Below are 17,890 nucleotides of genomic sequence, written 5' to 3'. Positions count from 1 at the left end.
GCGACTTCTCCTGGTTCACTTCGAGAACTGGGAGGCAACACCATGGAAGGTTCCGCCAACAACCGCTGGCGTACGGTCGACGTGGTCATCGCGTCGGTCATCGCGGTCGCGTTCGGGGTCGTCTTCTGGGCCTGGAACTACGTCTGGAGCGCGACCGAGGCGGCCTTCGCCTTCTTCCCGCCGGCACAGGCGATCCTCTACGGCATCTGGCTGATGCCGGCGGTGCTCGGTGGTCTGATCATCCGCAAGCCCGGAGCCGCGCTCTACACCGAGGCGGTGGCCGCGATCGTCTCGGCGCTGCTCGGCACCCAGTGGAGCGGCACCGTCATCCCGCAGGGACTGGTCCAGGGACTCGGCGCCGAGTTGGCCTTCGCCGCCCTGCGGTACCGCTCCTTCAAGCTCCCGGCGGCGTTGCTCGCGGGCGCGTTGACCGGACTGAGCGCCGCCCTGTTCGACTTCTTCGTCTGGAACGGCGCCTACGACCTCTGGTCCTACCGGATCCCGTACGGCCTGGTCACCATCGTGAGCGCCACCCTGCTCGCCGGCATCGGCGCCTGGTCGCTCACCCGCGCCCTCGCCAACACCGGCGCCCTGGACCGCTTCCCCGCCGGCCGCACCCGCACCCGCACCCCCATCTAACCCCCACCCCCACCCCGGGCACCGGGCACCGGGCACCGGGCACCGGGCACCGCCCGGGCCAACGCCGTTGATCATGAAGTTAGCGCAAGTTTCGATCTTCATCTGGCGCACTAACTTCATGATCAACGGCGTGGGTGGGGGTGGGTGGGTGGGTGGGGTGGGTGGGGTGGGTGGGGTGGGTGGGGGTGGGAGGGAGGGGGCAGGGGTGGGTGGGGTTGAGTTGCGGGGGTTTGGGTGGCGGCATGCGGGGCGGAAGCGGTGGGCGGTGCGCGGGCTCGATCTGCGGGTCGGGCGTGGGGAGCGGGTGTTGTTGCTCGGGGCCTCGGGGGCGGGTAAGAGCACGCTGCTGGCCGCGCTCGCCGGGCTGCTCGCCGAGGACTCCGGCGAACAGGCGGGGCTGATCGAGGTCGACGGGGTCGATCCGCGTACGGCACGGGAGCGGGTCGGAATCCTCTTCCAGGACCCGGAAAGTCAGCTCGTCATGGCGCGGGCCGGCGACGACGTGGCGTTCGGGCTGGAGAACCGGGGGGTGGCGGCCGGCGAGATCTGGGGCCGGGTCGACGAGGCACTGGACCGGGTCGGCTTCCCCTACGGGCGGGACCGGTCCACCGCCGCCCTCTCCGGCGGCGAGCAGCAACGACTCGCCCTGGCCGGCGTACTCGCGCTCCGGCCCGGACTGCTCCTGCTCGACGAACCCACCGCCAACCTCGACCCGGCCGGTGCCGCCCTGGTCCGGTCCGCGATCGGCGCGGCCGTCGACCGGGACACCACCCTGATCCTGGTCGAGCACCGGGTCGCCGAGGCGCTGCCGCTGGTCGACCGGGTGGTGGTGCTGGAACCGGGCGGCGGCATCCGCGCCGACGGCACCCCGGACGAGGTCTTCGCCGCGCACGGTGACCACCTCGCCGACGCCGGGGTCTGGGTGCCCGGCCGTTCCGTGCACGCCCGACCGGCGACCACCGCCGCCGGGGACATGTTGCTCACCGCCGACCGGCTCGGCCTGCCGCCCCGGCTGGCCCCGACCGATCTGACCGTACGGGCCGGTGAGGCGGTTGCCGTACTCGGCCCGAACGGGGCCGGCAAGACCACCCTGGCGCTGCAACTCGGCGGACTGATGAAACCGGGTACGGGTCGACTGACCGCCGGTCCCGCCCTGGCCGGAGCCGACGCCCGTACGCCACCGCACCGCTGGCGGGCCACCGCGCTGGTACGCCGGATCGGCTCGGTCTTCCAGGACCCGGAACACCAGTTCCTCACCGGTACGGTCTTCGACGAACTGGCCCTCGGGCCACGCCGGACCGGCCACCCGGAAGCCGCCGTACGCTCCACAGTGGACGATCTGCTGAACAGGCTGAGACTGGACCGGCTCGCCGGGGCGAACCCGTACACCCTCTCCGGTGGTGAGGCGCGGCGACTGAGTGTGGCGACCGCCCTGGCCACCGCGCCCCGGCTGCTGGTACTGGACGAACCGACCTTCGGGCAGGACCGGCGTACCTGGATCGAGCTGGTCGACCTCCTCGCCGAGCTGCGCGACGCCGGCCACGGCGTTGTCACCGTCACCCACGACGCCGACTTCGTGACCGCGATCGCCGACCGGACGGTGACCCTGCCCGGCCGGGGCACCCTCCCCGCCGCCGGGAAACCGACCACCGCCGGTGGCCCGAGCGGTGCCGGGGATCCGAGCGGTGCCGGGAAGCCAACCGATGCCGGGAATCCAACCGGTACCGGGAAGCCGAGCGGTGCCGGGTCGGGGCGGGGAGGGTGGGCGTGATCATCACCGGGGCGGTCGGGAGGACAACCGCGCCACTGGCCCGGCGCAACCCGGTCGCCAAACTCGCCGCCGCGCTGATCTTCTCGTTCACGCTGGTCGCGACGATCGACCCGGTCGCACCCGCCGTCGCCATCGCGATCGAACTGGCCGTGCTGCCACTGTTCGGCATCGGCTACACCACACTGGCCCGCCGGGCCTGGCCGCTGCTGCTCAGCGCGGTGGGCATCGTGATCACCATGGTGCTGTTCGCCGCCGACCGTACCGGAGCCGTGCTGCTCGACGCCGGTCCGATCACGGTCACCACCGGGGTCCTCAGTACCGCCCTGGGGCTCGCGTTGCGCCTGATCGCGGTGGCACTGCCCGGCATCCTGGTGTTCGCCACCACCGACCCGACCGACCTGGCCGACGCGCTGATCCAGAACGCCAAGGCACCGCCACGGTTCGCCCTCGGCGCGCTGGCCGCGTTCCGGATGCTGCCGCTGCTCGCCGCCGAGTGGCATCTGCTGGGCATGGCCCGCCGGGCCCGGGGCGTGGACGCCGGGCGCAACCCGGTCGCACGGCTACGGCTCTTCGCCGCCACCGCGTTCGCCCTGCTCGTCGGGGCGATCCGGCGGGGCACCCGGTTGGCCACCGCGATGGACGCCCGCGGCTTCGACGCCGGCACCCCGCGTACGGTCGCCCGGCGGCAGCGGTTCACGCTGGCCGACACCGCGTTGGTCCTGGGTGCCGCCGTACTCGCCGGGGCGGCGCTGACGGTCAGCATCCTGCTCGGTACCTTCCAACCACTGCTCGGCTGATCATCACCGGCACCGCCGGTACCGCCGTCCCCGGAAGGATGCCGATGACCGTCGCCCTACGGGTACCGGCCACCCCGACCACGCCCGCGCTGCTGCTCCGGCCCTGGATCGATGGTGACGTCGAGGGGTTGGTCGAGGCGTACCGCGATCCGGTCCTGCGCCGGTGGACCCGGATGCCGGTGTCGGACGCCGAGGAGGCGATGCACTGGCTGGCGCTACAGGCCGAGGGCTGGCAGAGCGGCCGACGGCACAGCTTCGCCATCCTGGAGGACGAGCCGTTGGCAGGCCGATCCCCGGAAGACCGGTCTCTGGATGACGGGGCGGTGGAGAATCGGCGGGTTGCTGGCGAGGGTGGGGTGCTGGGCAACGTGGTGCTGAAGACGGCCGAGCCGGGATCGGGTTCCGCCGAGGTCGGCTACTGGACGGCGGTGCACGCGCGTGGTCGGGGAATCGCCCCGCTCGCCCTGGAAGCGTTGACCGGCTGGGCCTTCGACACGTTCGCGTCGTCCGGCCTGAGCCGCCTCGACCTGCTCCACCAGGTGGACAATTCCGCCTCGTGCCGGGTGGCGGAGAAGGCCGGCTACCGCTTCGAGCAGGTCCTGCCGGCCCGACCACCCTTCCCCAACGACGGCCACCTGCACACCCGGCACCGCACGCGGCTCGACGCCGGGGCGGCGGAACGGGTCACTTCGCCTGCGCGGTGACCCTGGTCGCGGTGACCGTACCGGCGGAGTTGGGTCCGTCGACGGTGACGGTGTCACCGGCCTTCAGATCCTTGAGCGAACCGGATCGCGCGATCGCCACCGCGGTGTCGGTGCCGGTCCGCACGGTGATCACTGTGCCGTCGGCGGTCTGGAGGTAGACGGTGCTGCCGTCGACCAGTTTCACTGTGCCGGTGGTGCTCCCGGCCGTACCACCACTGCCGTCGACGCCACTGCCGGTGCCCGTACCGGTGGTGGTGGTGCCGCCGGGCCGGCCTGCGCCGCCGGGGAAGCCGGCGAAACCGCCCGCGCCGCGCTGGGCACCCCGACCGGTCGCCGCCGCCGGACCGGTGCCGGCCGGATCGCCGTACGACTTCTGCACCTGGACCCCACCGGCAAAACCGCCGACCAGCAGCACCGCCGCAGCGAGGTAGAGGGTCGCCCGGTTCCACCACCGGCGCCCCGCCACGGCGGCCAGTTCGTCGGCGAGGTTGTCGTCGGACTCCGGTCGGGCCGGCGGGGTGTCCGTCGGGACGTCCCGGTGAGCCCCGGGTACGGCCGGCGACCGGCGACCCCACCGCACTGCTCTGCTCATGGTTGCTTCCCCGGAATCACTCGTGGCTCACTCGTAGCGGAGGGCGTCGATGGGCCGCAGACCGGCGGCGCGGCTGGCCGGTACGCTGCCGAAGAAGAGCCCGATCGCGACCGAGACGCCCAGCGCCAGGGCAATCGAACCGGGCACCACCACCGGCTTGACGCCGACGATGGTGAAGTGACTGCCGACCAGGGCCGCCAGCACGCCCAGTCCCCCGCCGACCAGGCTGAGCATGGTCGCCTCGGCCAGGAACTGGGTCAGAATCACCCGGCGGGGCGCACCGAGCGCCTTGCGGATGCCGATCTCGCGGGTCCGCTCGGTCACCGTGACCAGCATGATGTTGGTGATGCCGATCCCGCCGACCAGCAGGCTGATCCCGGCCACCGCGCCGAGCAGGACGGTGAAGGTGTCGGCGGTCTCGGTCTGGGTCTGGAGCAGTTGGGCCGCGTTCTGGATCCGGTACGGCGCGCTCTGCGCCCGCCCGCCGGCGGCCGGGGTGACCTTGAGTCGCTGGTCGAGAATGGTGGCGACCTGCGCCTGGGCGTCGTCCACCCGGTCCGGTCCGGTCGCCTCGACCAGCACGGAGTTGACCGGGCCGTAGCCGGTCAGGGTCTGCTGCACCGCGGTCAGCGGCGCGATCGCCACGTCGTTGGCATCCTGGAACCCGGTCGCGGAACCCTTCTCCGCCAGTACGCCGACCACCGTGTAGAGCGCACCGCCGACGGTCACCTGCGCGCCGAGCGGATCGGTGCCGGGGAACAGCTCGGTGGCCACGGTCTGCCCGATCAGCACCACCCGCCGGCCCTGGGCGAGATCGGAGTCGCTGAACGCGGCGCCGGTCGCCACCGAGGTGTTCGACGCCCCGAGATAACTCGGGTACGTGCCGACGAACTGCGCCACCTCGTGGTCGGTCCCCTGGTACGTGATGGTCGCCGACGCGTTCACCACCGGCGAGACCGACCGGACGTCCGGCGCCAGGACCGGATCCTTCAGCGCCAACGCCGTCGGTACGGTGATCGCGTCGCTGCCGCTGCCGCCGCGCGCGGTGCTCTGCACGGTGAGGGTGTTGCTGCCCAACGCGGCGATCCGGTCGGTGATCTGTCTCGCCGAGCCGTTGCCGACGGCGACCAGCAGGATCACCGCCCCGACCCCGATCAGGACCCCGAGCATGGTCAGCGCCGAGCGGAGCTTGTTGGCGGTGACCCCGCGTACGGCGAAGCGCAGGATCTCGAAGAAGCTCACCGGATCGGCTCCAGTCGTACCGTCGCCGGCTCGGAGCCGCCGGCACCGGACCGGGCACCCGTTCGACCGTCCTGGCGCTGGTCGCTGGCGATCTCCCCGTCGAAGAGCCGGATCAGCCGCTTGGCCCGGTCGCCCACCTCCGACTCGTGGGTGATCATGACGATGGTGCGACCGGCCGCGTTCAACCGGTCGAAAATGGCCAGTACGTCCGACGTCGACCGGCTGTCCAGGTTGCCGGTCGGCTCGTCGGCCAGGATCAGCGCCGGCTCGGTGACCAGCGCACGGGCCACCGCCACCCGCTGCTGCTGCCCGCCGGAGAGCTGGTTCGGCTCGTGTCCGGCCCGGTCGGCCAGCCCCACCAGGTCGAGCGCGGCGAGCGCCCGGCGCCGCCGCTCGTTCGCCCGGACCCCGGCGTACGCCAACGGCAGTTCCACGTTGGCCACCGCGCTGGTCCGCGCGATCAGGTTGAACGCCTGGAAGACGAACCCGATCCGCCGGTTGCGGACCAGGGCGAGTTGCCGGTCGTCCAGCCGGCTGACGTCCACCCCGTCCAGCAGGTACTGCCCGGTGGTGGGCACGTCCAGGCAGCCGAGGATGTTCATCAGCGTCGACTTGCCCGAACCCGACGAGCCCATGATGGCGAGGTAGTCACCGGCTCCGACGGCGAGTGACACCCCGCGCAGCGCGTGCACGGTCGCCTCGCCCTCGCCGTACCTCTTGGTCAGCCGGCGGACGTCGAGCACCACGCGGCCGGGCGCGCTCATCGCCCACCCCGCGCCGCCCCGGCGCCCCGGGGAAAGCCGCCGCCACCGGTGAAACCGCCGCCACCGGTGAGTCCACCGCCCGGTCGGCCGCCACCGGTCGTGCCGGTCCCGGGAGCGGACGTCCGGACCACGACCAGCTCACCGACCCGCAGGCCGGAGGTGACCTGTACGGTCTGGTCGCCGGTCAGCCCGACCTCGACCGGGCGGGTCACCGGCTGCCCGTTCTCCAGCACCGTGACGGTGTGCCGGTTGCCGACGGTGGTGAGCGCCGCCGAGTTGACGTAGATCGCGTCCTGCACCTGGCCGACCGTCACCGTCGTCTGGACGGTCTGGCCGGGGCGGGCGCCCGGCGGGAGCTGGCCCACCCCGAACACCACACCGTAGGTGACCACGTTGTTGCTGGTGCTGGCGTTCGGGTCGATCGAGGTGAGCGTGCCGGTCGCGGTGGCACCGGCGAGGGCGTTCCAGGCGATCGTGGCCACCTGGCCGACCTTGAGTTTGGTCGCGTCGGCCTCGGCCACCGAGGCGGACACCTCCAGTTTGCCCAGGTCCGCGAGCTCGACGAAACCGCCGTTCGAGCTACCGTTCGCCGTACCGGCCGAGGCGTTGCCGGACGACGCTCCCCCGGACGAGCCTGCGCCGACGGAGCCGTTCGACGAACCGCCGGATGAGCCGGAACCGCTCGATCCGGCGCCGCTCGGCCCGGAGCCGGTGGAGCCGGAGCCGCCGGTGGAACCGCCGACGCTGCCGTTGACGGCGACCACGGTCCCGGCCATCGGCGCCTTGAGCACCGTGCCGTCGACCGCGTCCAGGGCGGTGTCGACGGCCAACTGGGCGGTGGTGACCTGGCTCTGGGCGTCGGTGGTGTCGGCACCGGCCGCCTCGGCGCGGTCGCGGGCCGCCTGCGCCGCGCTCAGGTTCGCCCGCGCGGCGGTGAGCTGCCGGTTCGCGGCGGTCGGGTCGACCTTCGCCAGCACCGCGCCCTTGGTGACGAGGTCACCGACCTTGACCCGGATCTCGCTGACCGTACCGCCGGTGCCGAAGGTGGCACCCGCGGTGGCGGCGCTGCGCAGCGTGCCGGCCGCGGAGACGGTGGCGGTCACGGTGCCCTGCCCGACCGGGAGCGTACGGGTCGTGGCGCCGGTCGCCGCCGCACTGGACTCGGGCCTGACGAAGGAGGCGTAGACCCAGACCCCGCCGCCGAGGATCGCCAGGCCGAGTACGGCGTTGACGAGCACCGACGGGCGGCGTAGCGGGACCAGACGTCGCACCGGCATGCGAGCCAGCCTGGATCACCCGGCTCGGAACAGCCCCGGCGTCAGCTCGGAGCATCCTGAGAAGCGTCGGCCGAGACGGGGCCGGGCACGGTCGGCAGCAGCACCCGGAACGTCGCGCCGGGCCCGCCCGTGCCGACCAGGTCGACCCGGCCACCGTGACCCTGCACGATCGCGGCCACGATGGACAGACCGAGCCCGGACCCGACACCGGGACTGCGGGTGCGGCTCTGGTCGACCCGGTAGAGCCGCTCGAAGATCCGGTCGGCGTGCTCGGGCGGGATGCCGGGACCGGTGTCGGCGACCTCCAGCACCGCGTACTCGGCCTGCACTCCGGGGTAGGCCGGGCCGGCGGTGGACCAGCGCCCCACCCGTACGGTGATCTCCGTGTCCGGCGGGGTGTGCTGCAACGCGTTCGTGACCAGGTTCGTCGCCACCTGACGCAGCTGGTGCTCGTCGCCGAGCACCGTGACCGGCTCCAGAGCACCACCGACGGTGCCCGCACCGGGGCCGTCGACACCGGTACCGGGAGCGTCCGCGCCGACGGGGGCAAACGGGACCAGCCGGACCGGCCGGTCGGGCCGGCGGGCGTACGCGTCCCGGATCGTGTCGGCGGCGATCGCCAGCAAATCCACCGGGGCCCGGTTCATCGGCCGACGCAGGTCCAGCCGAGCCAGATGCAGCAGGTCCTCGACGAGCAGGCCCATCCGGGCCGCCTCGCCCTCGATCCGGCTCATCGTCTCGTCCAGCGCCGGTCCGGGTGGCGCCCCGCCGCGCCGGTACAGCTCGGCGAAGCCGCGGATCGAGGTGAGCGGCGTACGCAACTCGTGCGAGGCGTCCGCGACGAACTGCCGTAGCCGCTGCTCGGAGGCGGTACGGGCGGCCATCTCGGCGCCGATCCGGTCGAGCATGACGTTGAGCGCGATGCCCAGCCGCCCCGGCTCGGTGTGCGGGTCGGCGTCCTCCACCCGCCGGGCCAGGTTACCGGCGGTGATCTCACTGGAGATGCGTTCCATTCGGGTCAGCGGACGCAACCCGATCCGTACCACCAACGCGGCGACCAGCCCGAGCACGAGCAGGACCAGCAGCATCACCGCCGCGTCGATCAGCAGCAACCCGTCGGCGGTGGCGTCGACGTCCCGCAGCGACACCGCCACCACCGCCAGCCCACCGCTGGCGGTCGGTGCCGACAGCACCCGCCAGGTGCTGCCACCGTCCGTCGCGTCGACGGTGAACGGCCCACCGCTGCCGGCGCGTTCGGCCAGGTCGGCGAAGCCGGTCAGCTCCGGCGGGGAGAGTTCCTCGTGGGAGAGGACGGCGACCAGCACCCGACCGTTCCCGTCGTAGATCACCACCGCCTGGCCGGGTCCGCCGGCCGGGGTGGACCGGCCGGCGCGGGTCGGCGCCGATCCGAGTTCGGGCACCAGACCCGCGGCGTACGGGCGGATCGACCGCTCCAACTGCTCGTCCACCCGGTCGGTGAGGTACGACCGGAGCAGCACCAGCCCGGCGGCGTTCGCCACGACCAGCGCGATCGCGGTCAGTACGGCGATCACCACCACCAGCCGGGCGCGCAGCGTCCAGTGGCTCCACCGACGTATCCGGGCCAGTCGCCGCCGCCACCGCCCGACCGGGGGTGCCGCCGTCCAGTCGGGCGGTGGCGGGGGCGGCCAGCCGGATGGGGCGGCCCGACCGGGTGGGGCGGTGCCGCCGGGCTGGCCGGGTCGGCTGGTCACTCGCCGGCCGGTCGAGGCAGCCGGAGCGCATACCCGACGCCCCGTACCGTCTGGATCAGTGGCGGATCCCAGCGGTCGATCTTCTTCCGCAGGTAGTAGACGTACGACTCGACGATCCGGCCGTCGCCGCCGAAGTCGTAACTCCAGACCCGGTCGAGGATCTGCGCCTTGCTGACCACCCGACCGGCGTTGACCATCAGGTAGCGCAGCAGGTTGAACTCGGTCGGCGACAGGTCGACCAGCCGGCCGGCGCGGCGTACCTCGTGCGCGTCCTCGTTCAGCTCCAGATCGGCGTACTGGATCACACCCGGCTCGGGCTCGACCCGGGTGCGCCGCAGGATCGCCCGGATCCGCAGCACCACCTCCTCCAGGCTGAACGGCTTGGTGACGTAGTCGTCCGCGCCGACGGTCAGCCCGGAGATCCGGTCCTCCACCGCGTCGCGCGCGGTCAGGAAGAGCACGGGTACGCCCCGGCCGTCGGTCGCCGTACGCAGTTGCCGCGCCACCTGGAAGCCGTCCAGGTCCGGCATCATCACGTCGAGTACCACCAGGTCCGGCTCGAACTCGGCGGCGGCGGCGAGCGCCTCGTGCCCGCCGTACGCGATCCGCACCTCGAAGTCGATCAGCCGCAGGGTCGCCGAGAGCAACGCGCAGATGTTCGGCTCGTCGTCCACGACGAGCACCCTGGTCGACCGCCGGGTCGACTCTCCTGCCGATGGGCGCACCCGTCGACCTCCTCCACCTCGAAGTCCGGGTCATCTCTAGCCCAGTCCGCTGGGAACGACCTGGGAGCCGGGTAAGGAAGTGCTGGGGAGGATCACCAGTCGAGGACGACCTCGTCCCCTTCGGCGAGGCCACCGACAACCTCGACGTACCGGTCCCCCCGTACGCCGACGGTGACCTGGCGGGGTTCGGTGCCGCCGGCCGGGGTTCGGACCAGCACCTGCGCGGTTGCGGTTGTCGTGCCCGCCGGGCCGCCCGGCACGGCGTCCGGTCCGCTGGCCGGCGGGTCGACGGTCGGGTGGACCGCGGTCGCGGGCACCCGCAGCACGGCCGGCACCGACTCAACCGTGACCTGTGCGTTCGCGGTCTGCCCGACCAGCGCGTCGGCGGGCACCCGGTCGAAGGCGAGCAGAGCACCGTATCGGACGAGTTGCCCGCTCGGGGTACCAACCGGGTCGACCTGGGTCACGTGCGCCGGGAACTCCTCGCCGGGCCGGTTCGCCAGGGTCACGGTGGCGACCAGGCCGACGGCCAGACGCCCGGCGTCCGCCTCCGGGAAGCTCGCCTCGACCTCCATCCCGGCCACGTCGCCGAGGGTGACGAAGGTGCTGCCGCCGCCCACGACCGCACCGACCCCGCCAGCGACGGAGAGCACCTTCCCGGCGATCGGCGCGGTGATCCTGGTGCCGGTAAGCAGGTCCGACGCGGTGTCCAGGTTCAGTTGGGCGGCGGTCACCTGCTGCTGGGCCCGGAGTACGGGATCCGGGCCGCCGGCCGACCCGACCCCGCTCCGACCGTCGCACTCCCCCGCACCGCCCGCCGGCCGGCCCGCCCCACCGGCGGCCGGTTGCCCGGTCCCGGCCACCCCCGGCCGTCCCGCCGGCCCGCTCGTGGCCGACGGGACGGGCGTCGCCGAACCGCCGGACGCACCGGACGGGCTCGGCGAGCCGGTACGGGCAGACCCGCTCGGCGCAACCGACCCGCTCGGCATCGGCGTCCCGCCGCCCCCACCGGTGCCGGCGTCGCATGCGGTGGGCGGGGGCGGCGTGGCCTGGCGTTGCTCGGCGGCGTCGAGCGCCGTCCGCGCCTCGGTCAACGCGCTCCGGGCCGAGTCGACCCGCTGCTGCGCGTCGGCCGGATCGAGTTGCGCCAGCAACTGACCGGCGGTCACCTGGTCGCCCGCCCGTACCTTGACGGCGGTGACCGTACCGGTGCCGCTGAATCCGAGGCTGCGGGTCTGCGCCGGGCGCAGGGCGCCGGTGGTGGCGATGGCGAGCGTGACGTCACCACGATCCACCCGGGCGGTCGCCGCCGGGCGGGACGGCTCGGCATCGTCGCCGGTCAACGCGTACGCCGCCACCGAGCCGGACAGTACGAGCACGACGGCCACGCCACCGGTCAACCACCACACCCGCCGGCCGCGTCCGGCACGCCCCGACGCCCTCAGGCCGATCCCCATGACGGGCGATTGTCATCGCCCCGGCTCGGCGCTGACTCGGCCGTACCTCGGAATCGCCTGAGAGTCCCCGGCGTGCACCGCCGGCACCAGCGCCACCAGCGGCGTCGCCCGGTCGGGCGCCGATTCCCAGCCGGCGTCGAGGCTGGTCCGATCTTGCCCGGAGGTGGTCCCGGTTACCTGTGGACGCGCCCCGGGGACCCTCTCACCCTCTCCGCCCCGGTGGCGCCGACCCGAGGGAGGTACCGGTGGCGGTGTTGAGCTGGTGGGCGCGCTGGACGTTGACCGCGGCGGCGGGGTCGGCGGCCCTGATCCTCGCGACAGCCTGCGGCGGTGCCGACACCAGTGGTCAGGACGCGGCGGCACCGGCGGCGGATGGTCGATCCGACGCCTTCGCCGCGTACGTCGGTTGCCTGAAGAAGCAGGGCATCGACGTGCCTGACAGCCTGCCCACCGGACGGCCGTCCGCGCGACCACGGCCGGACGGCTCCGGTCGACCGTCCGGCTTCCCGTCCGGACGGCCGTCGCGTTTCCCCTCCGGGCGGCCGTCCGGCCAGCCGTCGCCGGGTGCGTCCGGCTGGCCGGGCGGCTATCGGGGGCCCGGCGGCGGCTTCTCCGGAATCCGGCCGTCCGGGGTGGACGACGCGACCTGGCAGAAGGCACAGCAGGCGTGCGCCTCCGTCCTGCCCAGCGGTGGTCCCGGTCGGGGGCAGGGCCGCGCCGGTCGGCCGGGTGGCGGTGCCGCGCCGGACACCGCGTACGCGAACTGTCTGACCGATCACGGCGTGACGCTCGCCCCCGGCCTGAGCACCACCGACCCGAAGGTGAGCGCCGCCCTCGACGCGTGCCGGGTGCTCAGCCCGAGCCCGTCACCGGCCGGCTGACCCCGGTCGACACCTCAGGACATCAGCTCCGGCGGCACGGCCACCTCCAGGTGTTCCAGCAGCGCGGCGACCTTGTGGTCGAGCTCGACACCGACCGAGGTGATCTCCGGGCGGCCGTACGAGCCGACGAGGCTGCTCGGCTGGTCGAGGGAGAACCAGGTGCCGGTACTGCCGTCGTCGCTGATGGTGACCCTGAGTGGCACGTACAGGAAGACGGTCGGGTCGTGCCGGAACATCCGCTCGGCGATCACGTGGTTGCCCATCAGGTACTGGGCGCACCGGGCCTGGTCCCCGGCCACCCCCATGATCCACTGCGCGTCGATGTGCCAGTAGATGAGGAAACCGTGCGGGGCCACCTGGTTCGTCACCTCGACCCACTCCGGCCAGTCCGCCTTCCGCTCGGCCAGGGCCTTGAACGTCGGGATGTCGAACACCGGCACGGCCTGCTCGTACCGTCGCCGGAAGTCGTCGAAGGGCGCGTCCACCGGAATGGTGAGCCGACGCGCCGGATAGTCGGTCCGTACGACCTCGCGGGCGACCATGACCCCACCTCCTCTTTCTCCGGACGGGCCGGCGTCCGGGTGCGGCGCACCTCGCCGACGTCACGCCGCGAGCGCCCCGCGGCACCGGCCGTCACTGGCGCACGGTAGCCCGACCGCCCACCGACCGCGCCGGAAACACCGGTTTTGTCACCCTGCCCCGGCGCGCACCGTCACCCGGGCGAGGAGGCTGCCGTCGCTCCCGGCCACCGACGCACCGACCGCCGGCCGGACGGAGCACCCCTACCGGGCGAGCACCGCCATACACCCAGCGTGACGCAGCGCTGCGAGCAGTGCGGACGCGGCCGAGCACACATGCTCGAAGCCGCATGTTCGCACCCATGCCGCGATCAGGACACCTGCCGTTCCACAGGCTTCGCGACATTGGCGCCACATACTGCGCGAAACGGAGTCACCCATGGGTCACGATCACTCTCATCACGGCCACGACCACGGCCACAGTCACGACCACGGTCACGAGCACAACGTGGATCTGACGCCGGCCCTCGACCTGGCCGTACCGGACAGCGAGCTGTCGCCGTCGGAGCTGTCCCGGCGCGGTTTCCTGCGCAACGCCGGCCTGCTCGGCGCCGGTGCCGCCGCCGCGACCGTGCTGGCCACCCCGGAGCTGGCGCACGCGCACGGATCCGACAAGAGCGACGACCGGGACCGCACCGGCGGCTTCCAGTGGCTCGCCGGTGACCACCACATCCACACCCAGTACAGCTCCGACGCCCAGTACCGGGTGATCGACCAGGCACGGCACGCCCAGGCGTACGGCCTGGACTGGATGGTCATCACCGACCACGGCAGCGTCGCCCACGCCAAGATCGGCGTCGACAAGGTCAACCCGGAGATCGTCGCCGCCCGCGAGCAGCTCAAGGAACTGCTGATCTTCCAGGGCATGGAGTGGAACATCCCGGCCGCCGAGCACGGCACCGTCTTCGTCCACCCCGGACGCAACGAGGTCGCCGTCCTCAAGGAGTTCGAGAACGGCTTCGACGGCTCGGTCACCGGCACCTCCGGCCCGGGTGCGGCCAACGAGGCGCTCGCCATCGCCGGCGTCAAGTTCCTCGCCGAGGCCGTCCGCAAGCGTCGGGTCGACGGTGCGCTCTTCCTCGCCAACCACCCGGCCCGCCGGGGCGTCGACTCGCCGCACGAGATCCGGGCCTGGCGCGACGCCGACCCGACCGTGGCGATCGGCATGGAGGGCGCCCCCGGCCACCAGGCCGCCGGCATCCCCGGTGGCACCGGCCGTGGCCGTGGCTACTACGAGAGCAGCCCGGGCGCCGAGTCGTTCCCCGGCTACCCGCTGGAGAGCTACCGCACCTGGGGCGGCTTCGACTGGATGACCTCCACCGTCGGCGGCCTCTGGGACAGCCTGCTCGCCGAGGGCAAGCCCTGGTGGATCAGCGCGAACTCCGACTCGCACGTGAACTACCTGGACACCTCGCAGCGCGGCCCGGACAGCAACTTCGACCGCGACGGCAAGCAGGCCGACCCCGTACGCGGCCCGCTGCTCACCGCGGCCGGCGACTACTGGCCGGGCTTCTACAGCCGGACCCACGTCGGCGCCAGCTCGGACAGCTACCGCGCGGTCATGGACGGCCTGCGCGCCGGCCGGGTCTGGGTCGACCACGGCGGCCTGATCAAGGGCCTCGACGTACGGGCCCGGGTCGCCGGTGACCGGCACCGCGACTCCGGCACCCCGCTCGGCGGCACGCTGCGGGTGCGCCGGGGCGAGCAGGTCGAGGTCACCATCGACATCGACCTGGCGACCACCCCGAACTGGTCACAGTTCGTGGCGAAGCTGGCCCGGGTCGACGTGATCGCGGGCGCGGTCACCGGTCCGGTACGCGACGGCGACACCTTCACCGCCCCGCGTACCCGGGTGGTCAAGTCGTTCGAGGTCAGCGCCAAGAACAACGGCCGGGTGTCGTTCAGCTACAACTTCGGCAAGGTCAACGAGCCGTTCTACCTGCGGGTCCGGGGCACCGACGGCAACCGCACCGCCCCCGGCCTGATGGGCGCCTCAGTGGACCCGCACGGTCCGGCGATGGACGTCGTCGGCGACGCCGACCCGTGGGCCGACCTGTGGTTCTACGGCAACCCGATCTGGGTCCTGACCAAGTGACCTACCTGGGCGTCAGCCTCGGTCACCGGGGCATCAGCCTCGGGCACCGCAACGACCTGGAGGCGGAGCAGTGGCTGCGCGACGTCGTGCTGCCGCTCAGCCTGCCGGATCTGACCGCCTGTACGCACCTCATGCGGGAGCCGTACCCGCATGTGGCGCTGAGCCTCAGCGGCGCGGGCATGGAGTCGGCGACGTTGCCGGCGGTGCCGGTCGAACTCCGGGACGCGGCCACGGCCGCCGCGGCCGAACACGCCACCCGCCGATCCGGTCGGGCGGTCTACTTCGCCGGGGTCGAACGGCTGGTCGGCACGATCACGGTCGGCGAACTGCTGGCCTGGAGCGCGATCGACCGGGTGGCCGTGCTCGGCGGCTCCCCCGCGCAGGAGGACACCCGGATCCACACCCGGGACTTCGTCCGCCCGCTGTGGCAACACGGTGAGCTGGTGCTGACCACGCAGCCGGCCCGTGGCGGCATCCTCGTCCCGTTCGAGATGCCCGACCCGACCCCCTGCTGCGCCGACCACTAACAACCGCGCCGACCACCGGCGCAACGAGAAAGGCCCCTTCCCGTCGTACTCCGACGACGGGAAGGGGCCCGTTGCGCCTCCAGCTACAACGCGACCGCTTCCAGCAGCAGCACGACCGCTTTCCGTGGCAACGCGACCGCTTTCCTGCGCAGCGCGACCGCCGATCAGCTCCGGCGGAAGGCGTACTGGCGGGTCGGGCGGGTGCCCTGCGACCGGCCCACACCACCCGAGCGCCCACCCCGCACCGGCGGACCGGCCTTCGGCGCGGCCTTCGGCAGCGACACCGGCGCACCGGTCCCCGGCACGTCGACCGATCCGGGCACCCCGGTCACGTCGACCGATCCGGGTACTCCGGTCACGTCGATCGATCCGGGTACTCCGGTCAGGTCGAGTTCCGGCTGCTGTGCCGGTACGGCGGCGGGCGTGGCGTCGCGGTTGCGCTGACGATCGCTTCGAGAGTTTCGCTTACCAGGCATTCTGGCCTCCTTCGGAAGATCTCCACCCCGCTCGTGTCGAGGCGGTCGGGTGAGAAAGGAGTGCCTGCGGCGCCCGGAACAACGGCTCCGCGACGGTCACGACGACCGGATGTCAGGACGACCGACGGCGAGGACAATCAACGGTCGGGATCATCACGACGGGTGCATCACGACGGGTGCGGAGAGCGCACGGACGCCCGGCACGGGCCCACGGCGAGAAGCGGCGGGCCGGCACGGTGCACAGGGGCATCAGTAACGCATGGCACCGACGCTAACCGCATCCGGCGCCCCACGCATCCGATTTATCTCGACGACACCGATCACGGTGGCCCGGACCGTACGACAGTGCGACCATCAACGACATGCTGATCGCGTTTTCGGTGAGTCCGCTCGGCGGTGGGGAGTCCGTGGGTGACGCGGTGGCCGAGGCCGTACGGGTGGTCCGGGAGTCCGGGCTGCCGAACGAGACCAACGCCATGTTCACCCTGATCGAGGGCGACTGGGACGAGGTGATGGCGGTGGTGAAGCGGGCGGTCGACGTACTCGCCGAGCAGTCGCCACGGGTGAGCCTGGTCCTCAAGGCGGACATCCGGGCCGGTGTCACCGACGCGCTGACGTCGAAGGTGGCGCACATCGAGGCCCGACTGGCGCAGGGATGACCGACCCGGCGCCATCACCCACCGATCCGATCACGCCGGCACCACGGCTGCTGATGTGGGACATCGACGGCACCCTGGTGCAGACCGGCGGGGTGGCGAGACTCGCGTACGCGGAGGCGTTCACCACGCTCACCGGGGTGCCCTGGCAGCGGATGCCGCACGCGGCGGGACGGACCGACCGGGACCTGGCCGCCGAGGCGTTCACCACGCACGGAGTGGCCGACTACGAGCCGTACCTGGAGGAGTTCTTCCTCCGCTACGCCGCCGCGCTCACCGCCCGCCGGCATTTGATCACCGAACAGGGCCGGGTGCTACCCGGCGTCGCCGCCGTGCTCGCCGGGTTGGGCGACCACCCGCACGTCATCCAGACCCTGGTGACCGGGAACATCCCCTCCGTCGCCGAGGACAAGCTCACCGCCCTCGGCCTCGGCGCCGGCCTGGACCTCGACATCGGCGGCTACGGGCGGCACGACACCGTACGCGCGGCCCTGGTCCGTCAGTGCCGCGACCGGGCCGAAGCCAAGTACGGCCACCGCTTCGCCCCCGCCGACATCCTGGTCATCGGCGACACCGTGCACGACGTGACCGCCGCCCTGGCCAACGGAGTCACCGCAGTGGGCGTGGCCACCGGCACCACCACCGCCGCCGCCCTGACCGCAGCCGGCGCCCACATCATCCTGACCGACCTAACCGACACAGCGAAGGTAATACCCCTCCTCTCCAACACCACCCCCACCCTCCCCACCCCCACCTCACATTCCGCCCCCTAATACAGAGAAAGAGTGCCTATTCCCCAAGGAATAACCACTCGTTCTCTACAAGAGCGCGAACCCCCCGCCCGCTCCGACCGCAACCCACGTCGCGAGTCGACCGAGCGACGGCGGGGGGGGGGGGGGGGGGGGGGGGGGGGGGGGGGGGGGGGGGGGGGGGGGGGGGGGGGGGGGGGGGGGGGGGGGGGGGGGGGGGGGGGGGG

At 72.8% G+C, this 17,890-nt stretch carries 18 protein-coding genes; 9 read left to right on the top strand and 9 right to left on the bottom strand.

The annotated features are described in order from the left end of the window. The first annotated feature begins 42 nt into the window (after nucleotides 1-42). The 4 genes from ACZ6QQ_RS29935 to ACZ6QQ_RS29920 all read left to right on the top strand — a co-directional run bounded on the left by ACZ6QQ_RS29935 (nucleotide 43) and on the right by ACZ6QQ_RS29920 (nucleotide 3,911). On the top strand, nucleotides 43-639 hold the full coding sequence (locus tag ACZ6QQ_RS29935) for an ECF transporter S component (RefSeq protein WP_465880822.1): 597 nt from the start codon (nucleotides 43-45) through the stop codon (nucleotides 637-639). A gap of 205 nt (nucleotides 640-844) precedes the next feature. Next, complete coding sequence (locus ACZ6QQ_RS29930) at nucleotides 845-2,410, top strand: ABC transporter ATP-binding protein (RefSeq protein WP_465880821.1); 1,566 nt, start codon at nucleotides 845-847, stop codon at nucleotides 2,408-2,410. Continuing rightward, a complete protein-coding gene (locus ACZ6QQ_RS29925; protein ID WP_465880819.1) occupies nucleotides 2,407-3,207 on the top strand; it encodes an energy-coupling factor transporter transmembrane component T family protein in 801 nt (266 codons plus the stop codon). The genes ACZ6QQ_RS29930 and ACZ6QQ_RS29925 overlap by 4 nt, the downstream gene beginning before the upstream one ends. A gap of 44 nt (nucleotides 3,208-3,251) precedes the next feature. Next, a complete protein-coding gene (locus ACZ6QQ_RS29920) occupies nucleotides 3,252-3,911 on the top strand; it encodes a GNAT family N-acetyltransferase (protein ID WP_465880818.1) in 660 nt (219 codons plus the stop codon). On the opposite strand, the gene ACZ6QQ_RS29915 is transcribed toward ACZ6QQ_RS29920, so the two are convergent. The 7 genes from ACZ6QQ_RS29915 to ACZ6QQ_RS29885 all read right to left on the bottom strand — a co-directional run bounded on the left by ACZ6QQ_RS29915 (nucleotide 3,892) and on the right by ACZ6QQ_RS29885 (nucleotide 11,701). Next, nucleotides 3,892-4,503 carry a hypothetical protein gene (locus tag ACZ6QQ_RS29915; protein WP_465880816.1) on the bottom strand — a complete coding sequence of 204 codons (612 nt, stop codon included), beginning with the start codon at nucleotides 4,501-4,503 and terminating at the stop codon, nucleotides 3,892-3,894. The genes ACZ6QQ_RS29920 and ACZ6QQ_RS29915 overlap by 20 nt on opposite strands. Before the next feature lie 27 nt (nucleotides 4,504-4,530). Next, nucleotides 4,531-5,745, bottom strand: a complete 1,215-nt coding sequence (locus ACZ6QQ_RS29910; protein WP_465880815.1) for an ABC transporter permease — start codon at nucleotides 5,743-5,745, stop codon at nucleotides 4,531-4,533. After that, nucleotides 5,742-6,509, bottom strand: a complete 768-nt coding sequence (locus ACZ6QQ_RS29905) for an ABC transporter ATP-binding protein (protein WP_465880814.1) — start codon at nucleotides 6,507-6,509, stop codon at nucleotides 5,742-5,744. The genes ACZ6QQ_RS29910 and ACZ6QQ_RS29905 overlap by 4 nt, the downstream gene beginning before the upstream one ends. Next, nucleotides 6,506-7,786 carry an efflux RND transporter periplasmic adaptor subunit gene (locus tag ACZ6QQ_RS29900; RefSeq protein WP_465880813.1) on the bottom strand — a complete coding sequence of 427 codons (1,281 nt, stop codon included), beginning with the start codon at nucleotides 7,784-7,786 and terminating at the stop codon, nucleotides 6,506-6,508. The genes ACZ6QQ_RS29905 and ACZ6QQ_RS29900 overlap by 4 nt, the downstream gene beginning before the upstream one ends. A 41-nt stretch (nucleotides 7,787-7,827) precedes the next feature. Further along, entirely contained in the window at nucleotides 7,828-9,384 is a 1,557-nt protein-coding gene (locus ACZ6QQ_RS29895) for a sensor histidine kinase (RefSeq protein WP_465880945.1), read from the bottom strand. Between the two features lie 131 nt (nucleotides 9,385-9,515). After that, nucleotides 9,516-10,244: a response regulator transcription factor gene (locus ACZ6QQ_RS29890; RefSeq protein ID WP_465880811.1), complete on the bottom strand. Its 729-nt coding sequence runs from the start codon at nucleotides 10,242-10,244 to the stop codon at nucleotides 9,516-9,518. A gap of 92 nt (nucleotides 10,245-10,336) precedes the next feature. Beyond that, nucleotides 10,337-11,701 (bottom strand): efflux RND transporter periplasmic adaptor subunit, encoded by a 1,365-nt coding sequence (locus ACZ6QQ_RS29885; RefSeq protein WP_465880810.1) that lies wholly within the window; start codon nucleotides 11,699-11,701, stop codon nucleotides 10,337-10,339. 245 nt (nucleotides 11,702-11,946) lie between these two features. On the opposite strand from ACZ6QQ_RS29885, the gene ACZ6QQ_RS29880 reads away from it, so the two are divergent. Further along, the gene (locus ACZ6QQ_RS29880) at nucleotides 11,947-12,582 is read left to right on the top strand and encodes a hypothetical protein (protein ID WP_465880809.1); all 636 of its coding nucleotides are present in this window, start codon (nucleotides 11,947-11,949) and stop codon (nucleotides 12,580-12,582) included. 14 nt (nucleotides 12,583-12,596) lie between these two features. On the opposite strand, the gene ACZ6QQ_RS29875 is transcribed toward ACZ6QQ_RS29880, so the two are convergent. Beyond that, nucleotides 12,597-13,124, bottom strand: a complete 528-nt coding sequence (locus ACZ6QQ_RS29875; RefSeq protein WP_465880807.1) for a DUF302 domain-containing protein — start codon at nucleotides 13,122-13,124, stop codon at nucleotides 12,597-12,599. A gap of 484 nt (nucleotides 13,125-13,608) precedes the next feature. On the opposite strand from ACZ6QQ_RS29875, the gene ACZ6QQ_RS29870 reads away from it, so the two are divergent. Together ACZ6QQ_RS29870 and ACZ6QQ_RS29865 are read left to right on the top strand one after the other, a co-directional pair. Beyond that, on the top strand, nucleotides 13,609-15,255 hold the full coding sequence (locus tag ACZ6QQ_RS29870; RefSeq protein WP_465880805.1) for a PHP domain-containing protein: 1,647 nt from the start codon (nucleotides 13,609-13,611) through the stop codon (nucleotides 15,253-15,255). After that, entirely contained in the window at nucleotides 15,252-15,782 is a 531-nt protein-coding gene (locus ACZ6QQ_RS29865; protein WP_465880804.1) for a hypothetical protein, read from the top strand. The genes ACZ6QQ_RS29870 and ACZ6QQ_RS29865 overlap by 4 nt, the downstream gene beginning before the upstream one ends. 164 nt (nucleotides 15,783-15,946) lie before the next feature. Here ACZ6QQ_RS29865 and ACZ6QQ_RS29860 read toward each other — a convergent pair whose 3' ends face one another. After that, complete coding sequence (locus ACZ6QQ_RS29860; protein WP_465880802.1) at nucleotides 15,947-16,258, bottom strand: hypothetical protein; 312 nt, start codon at nucleotides 16,256-16,258, stop codon at nucleotides 15,947-15,949. Nucleotides 16,259-16,620: 362 nt separating this feature from the next. Here ACZ6QQ_RS29860 and ACZ6QQ_RS29855 point away from each other — a divergent pair, with 362 nt between their 5' ends. Then, nucleotides 16,621-16,917, top strand: a complete 297-nt coding sequence (locus ACZ6QQ_RS29855) for an MTH1187 family thiamine-binding protein (RefSeq protein WP_465880801.1) — start codon at nucleotides 16,621-16,623, stop codon at nucleotides 16,915-16,917. Further along, nucleotides 16,914-17,687, top strand: a complete 774-nt coding sequence (locus ACZ6QQ_RS29850) for a haloacid dehalogenase-like hydrolase (RefSeq protein ID WP_465880799.1) — start codon at nucleotides 16,914-16,916, stop codon at nucleotides 17,685-17,687. Before ACZ6QQ_RS29855 ends, ACZ6QQ_RS29850 begins: the two co-directional genes overlap by 4 nt. Nucleotides 17,688-17,890 lie beyond the last annotated feature (203 nt).

The organism is Micromonospora sp. NPDC049529 (genome assembly GCF_055586685.1).
The sequence above is the reverse complement of the archived record's forward strand: the minus strand, read 5'-3'. Positions and strand labels throughout refer to the sequence as shown.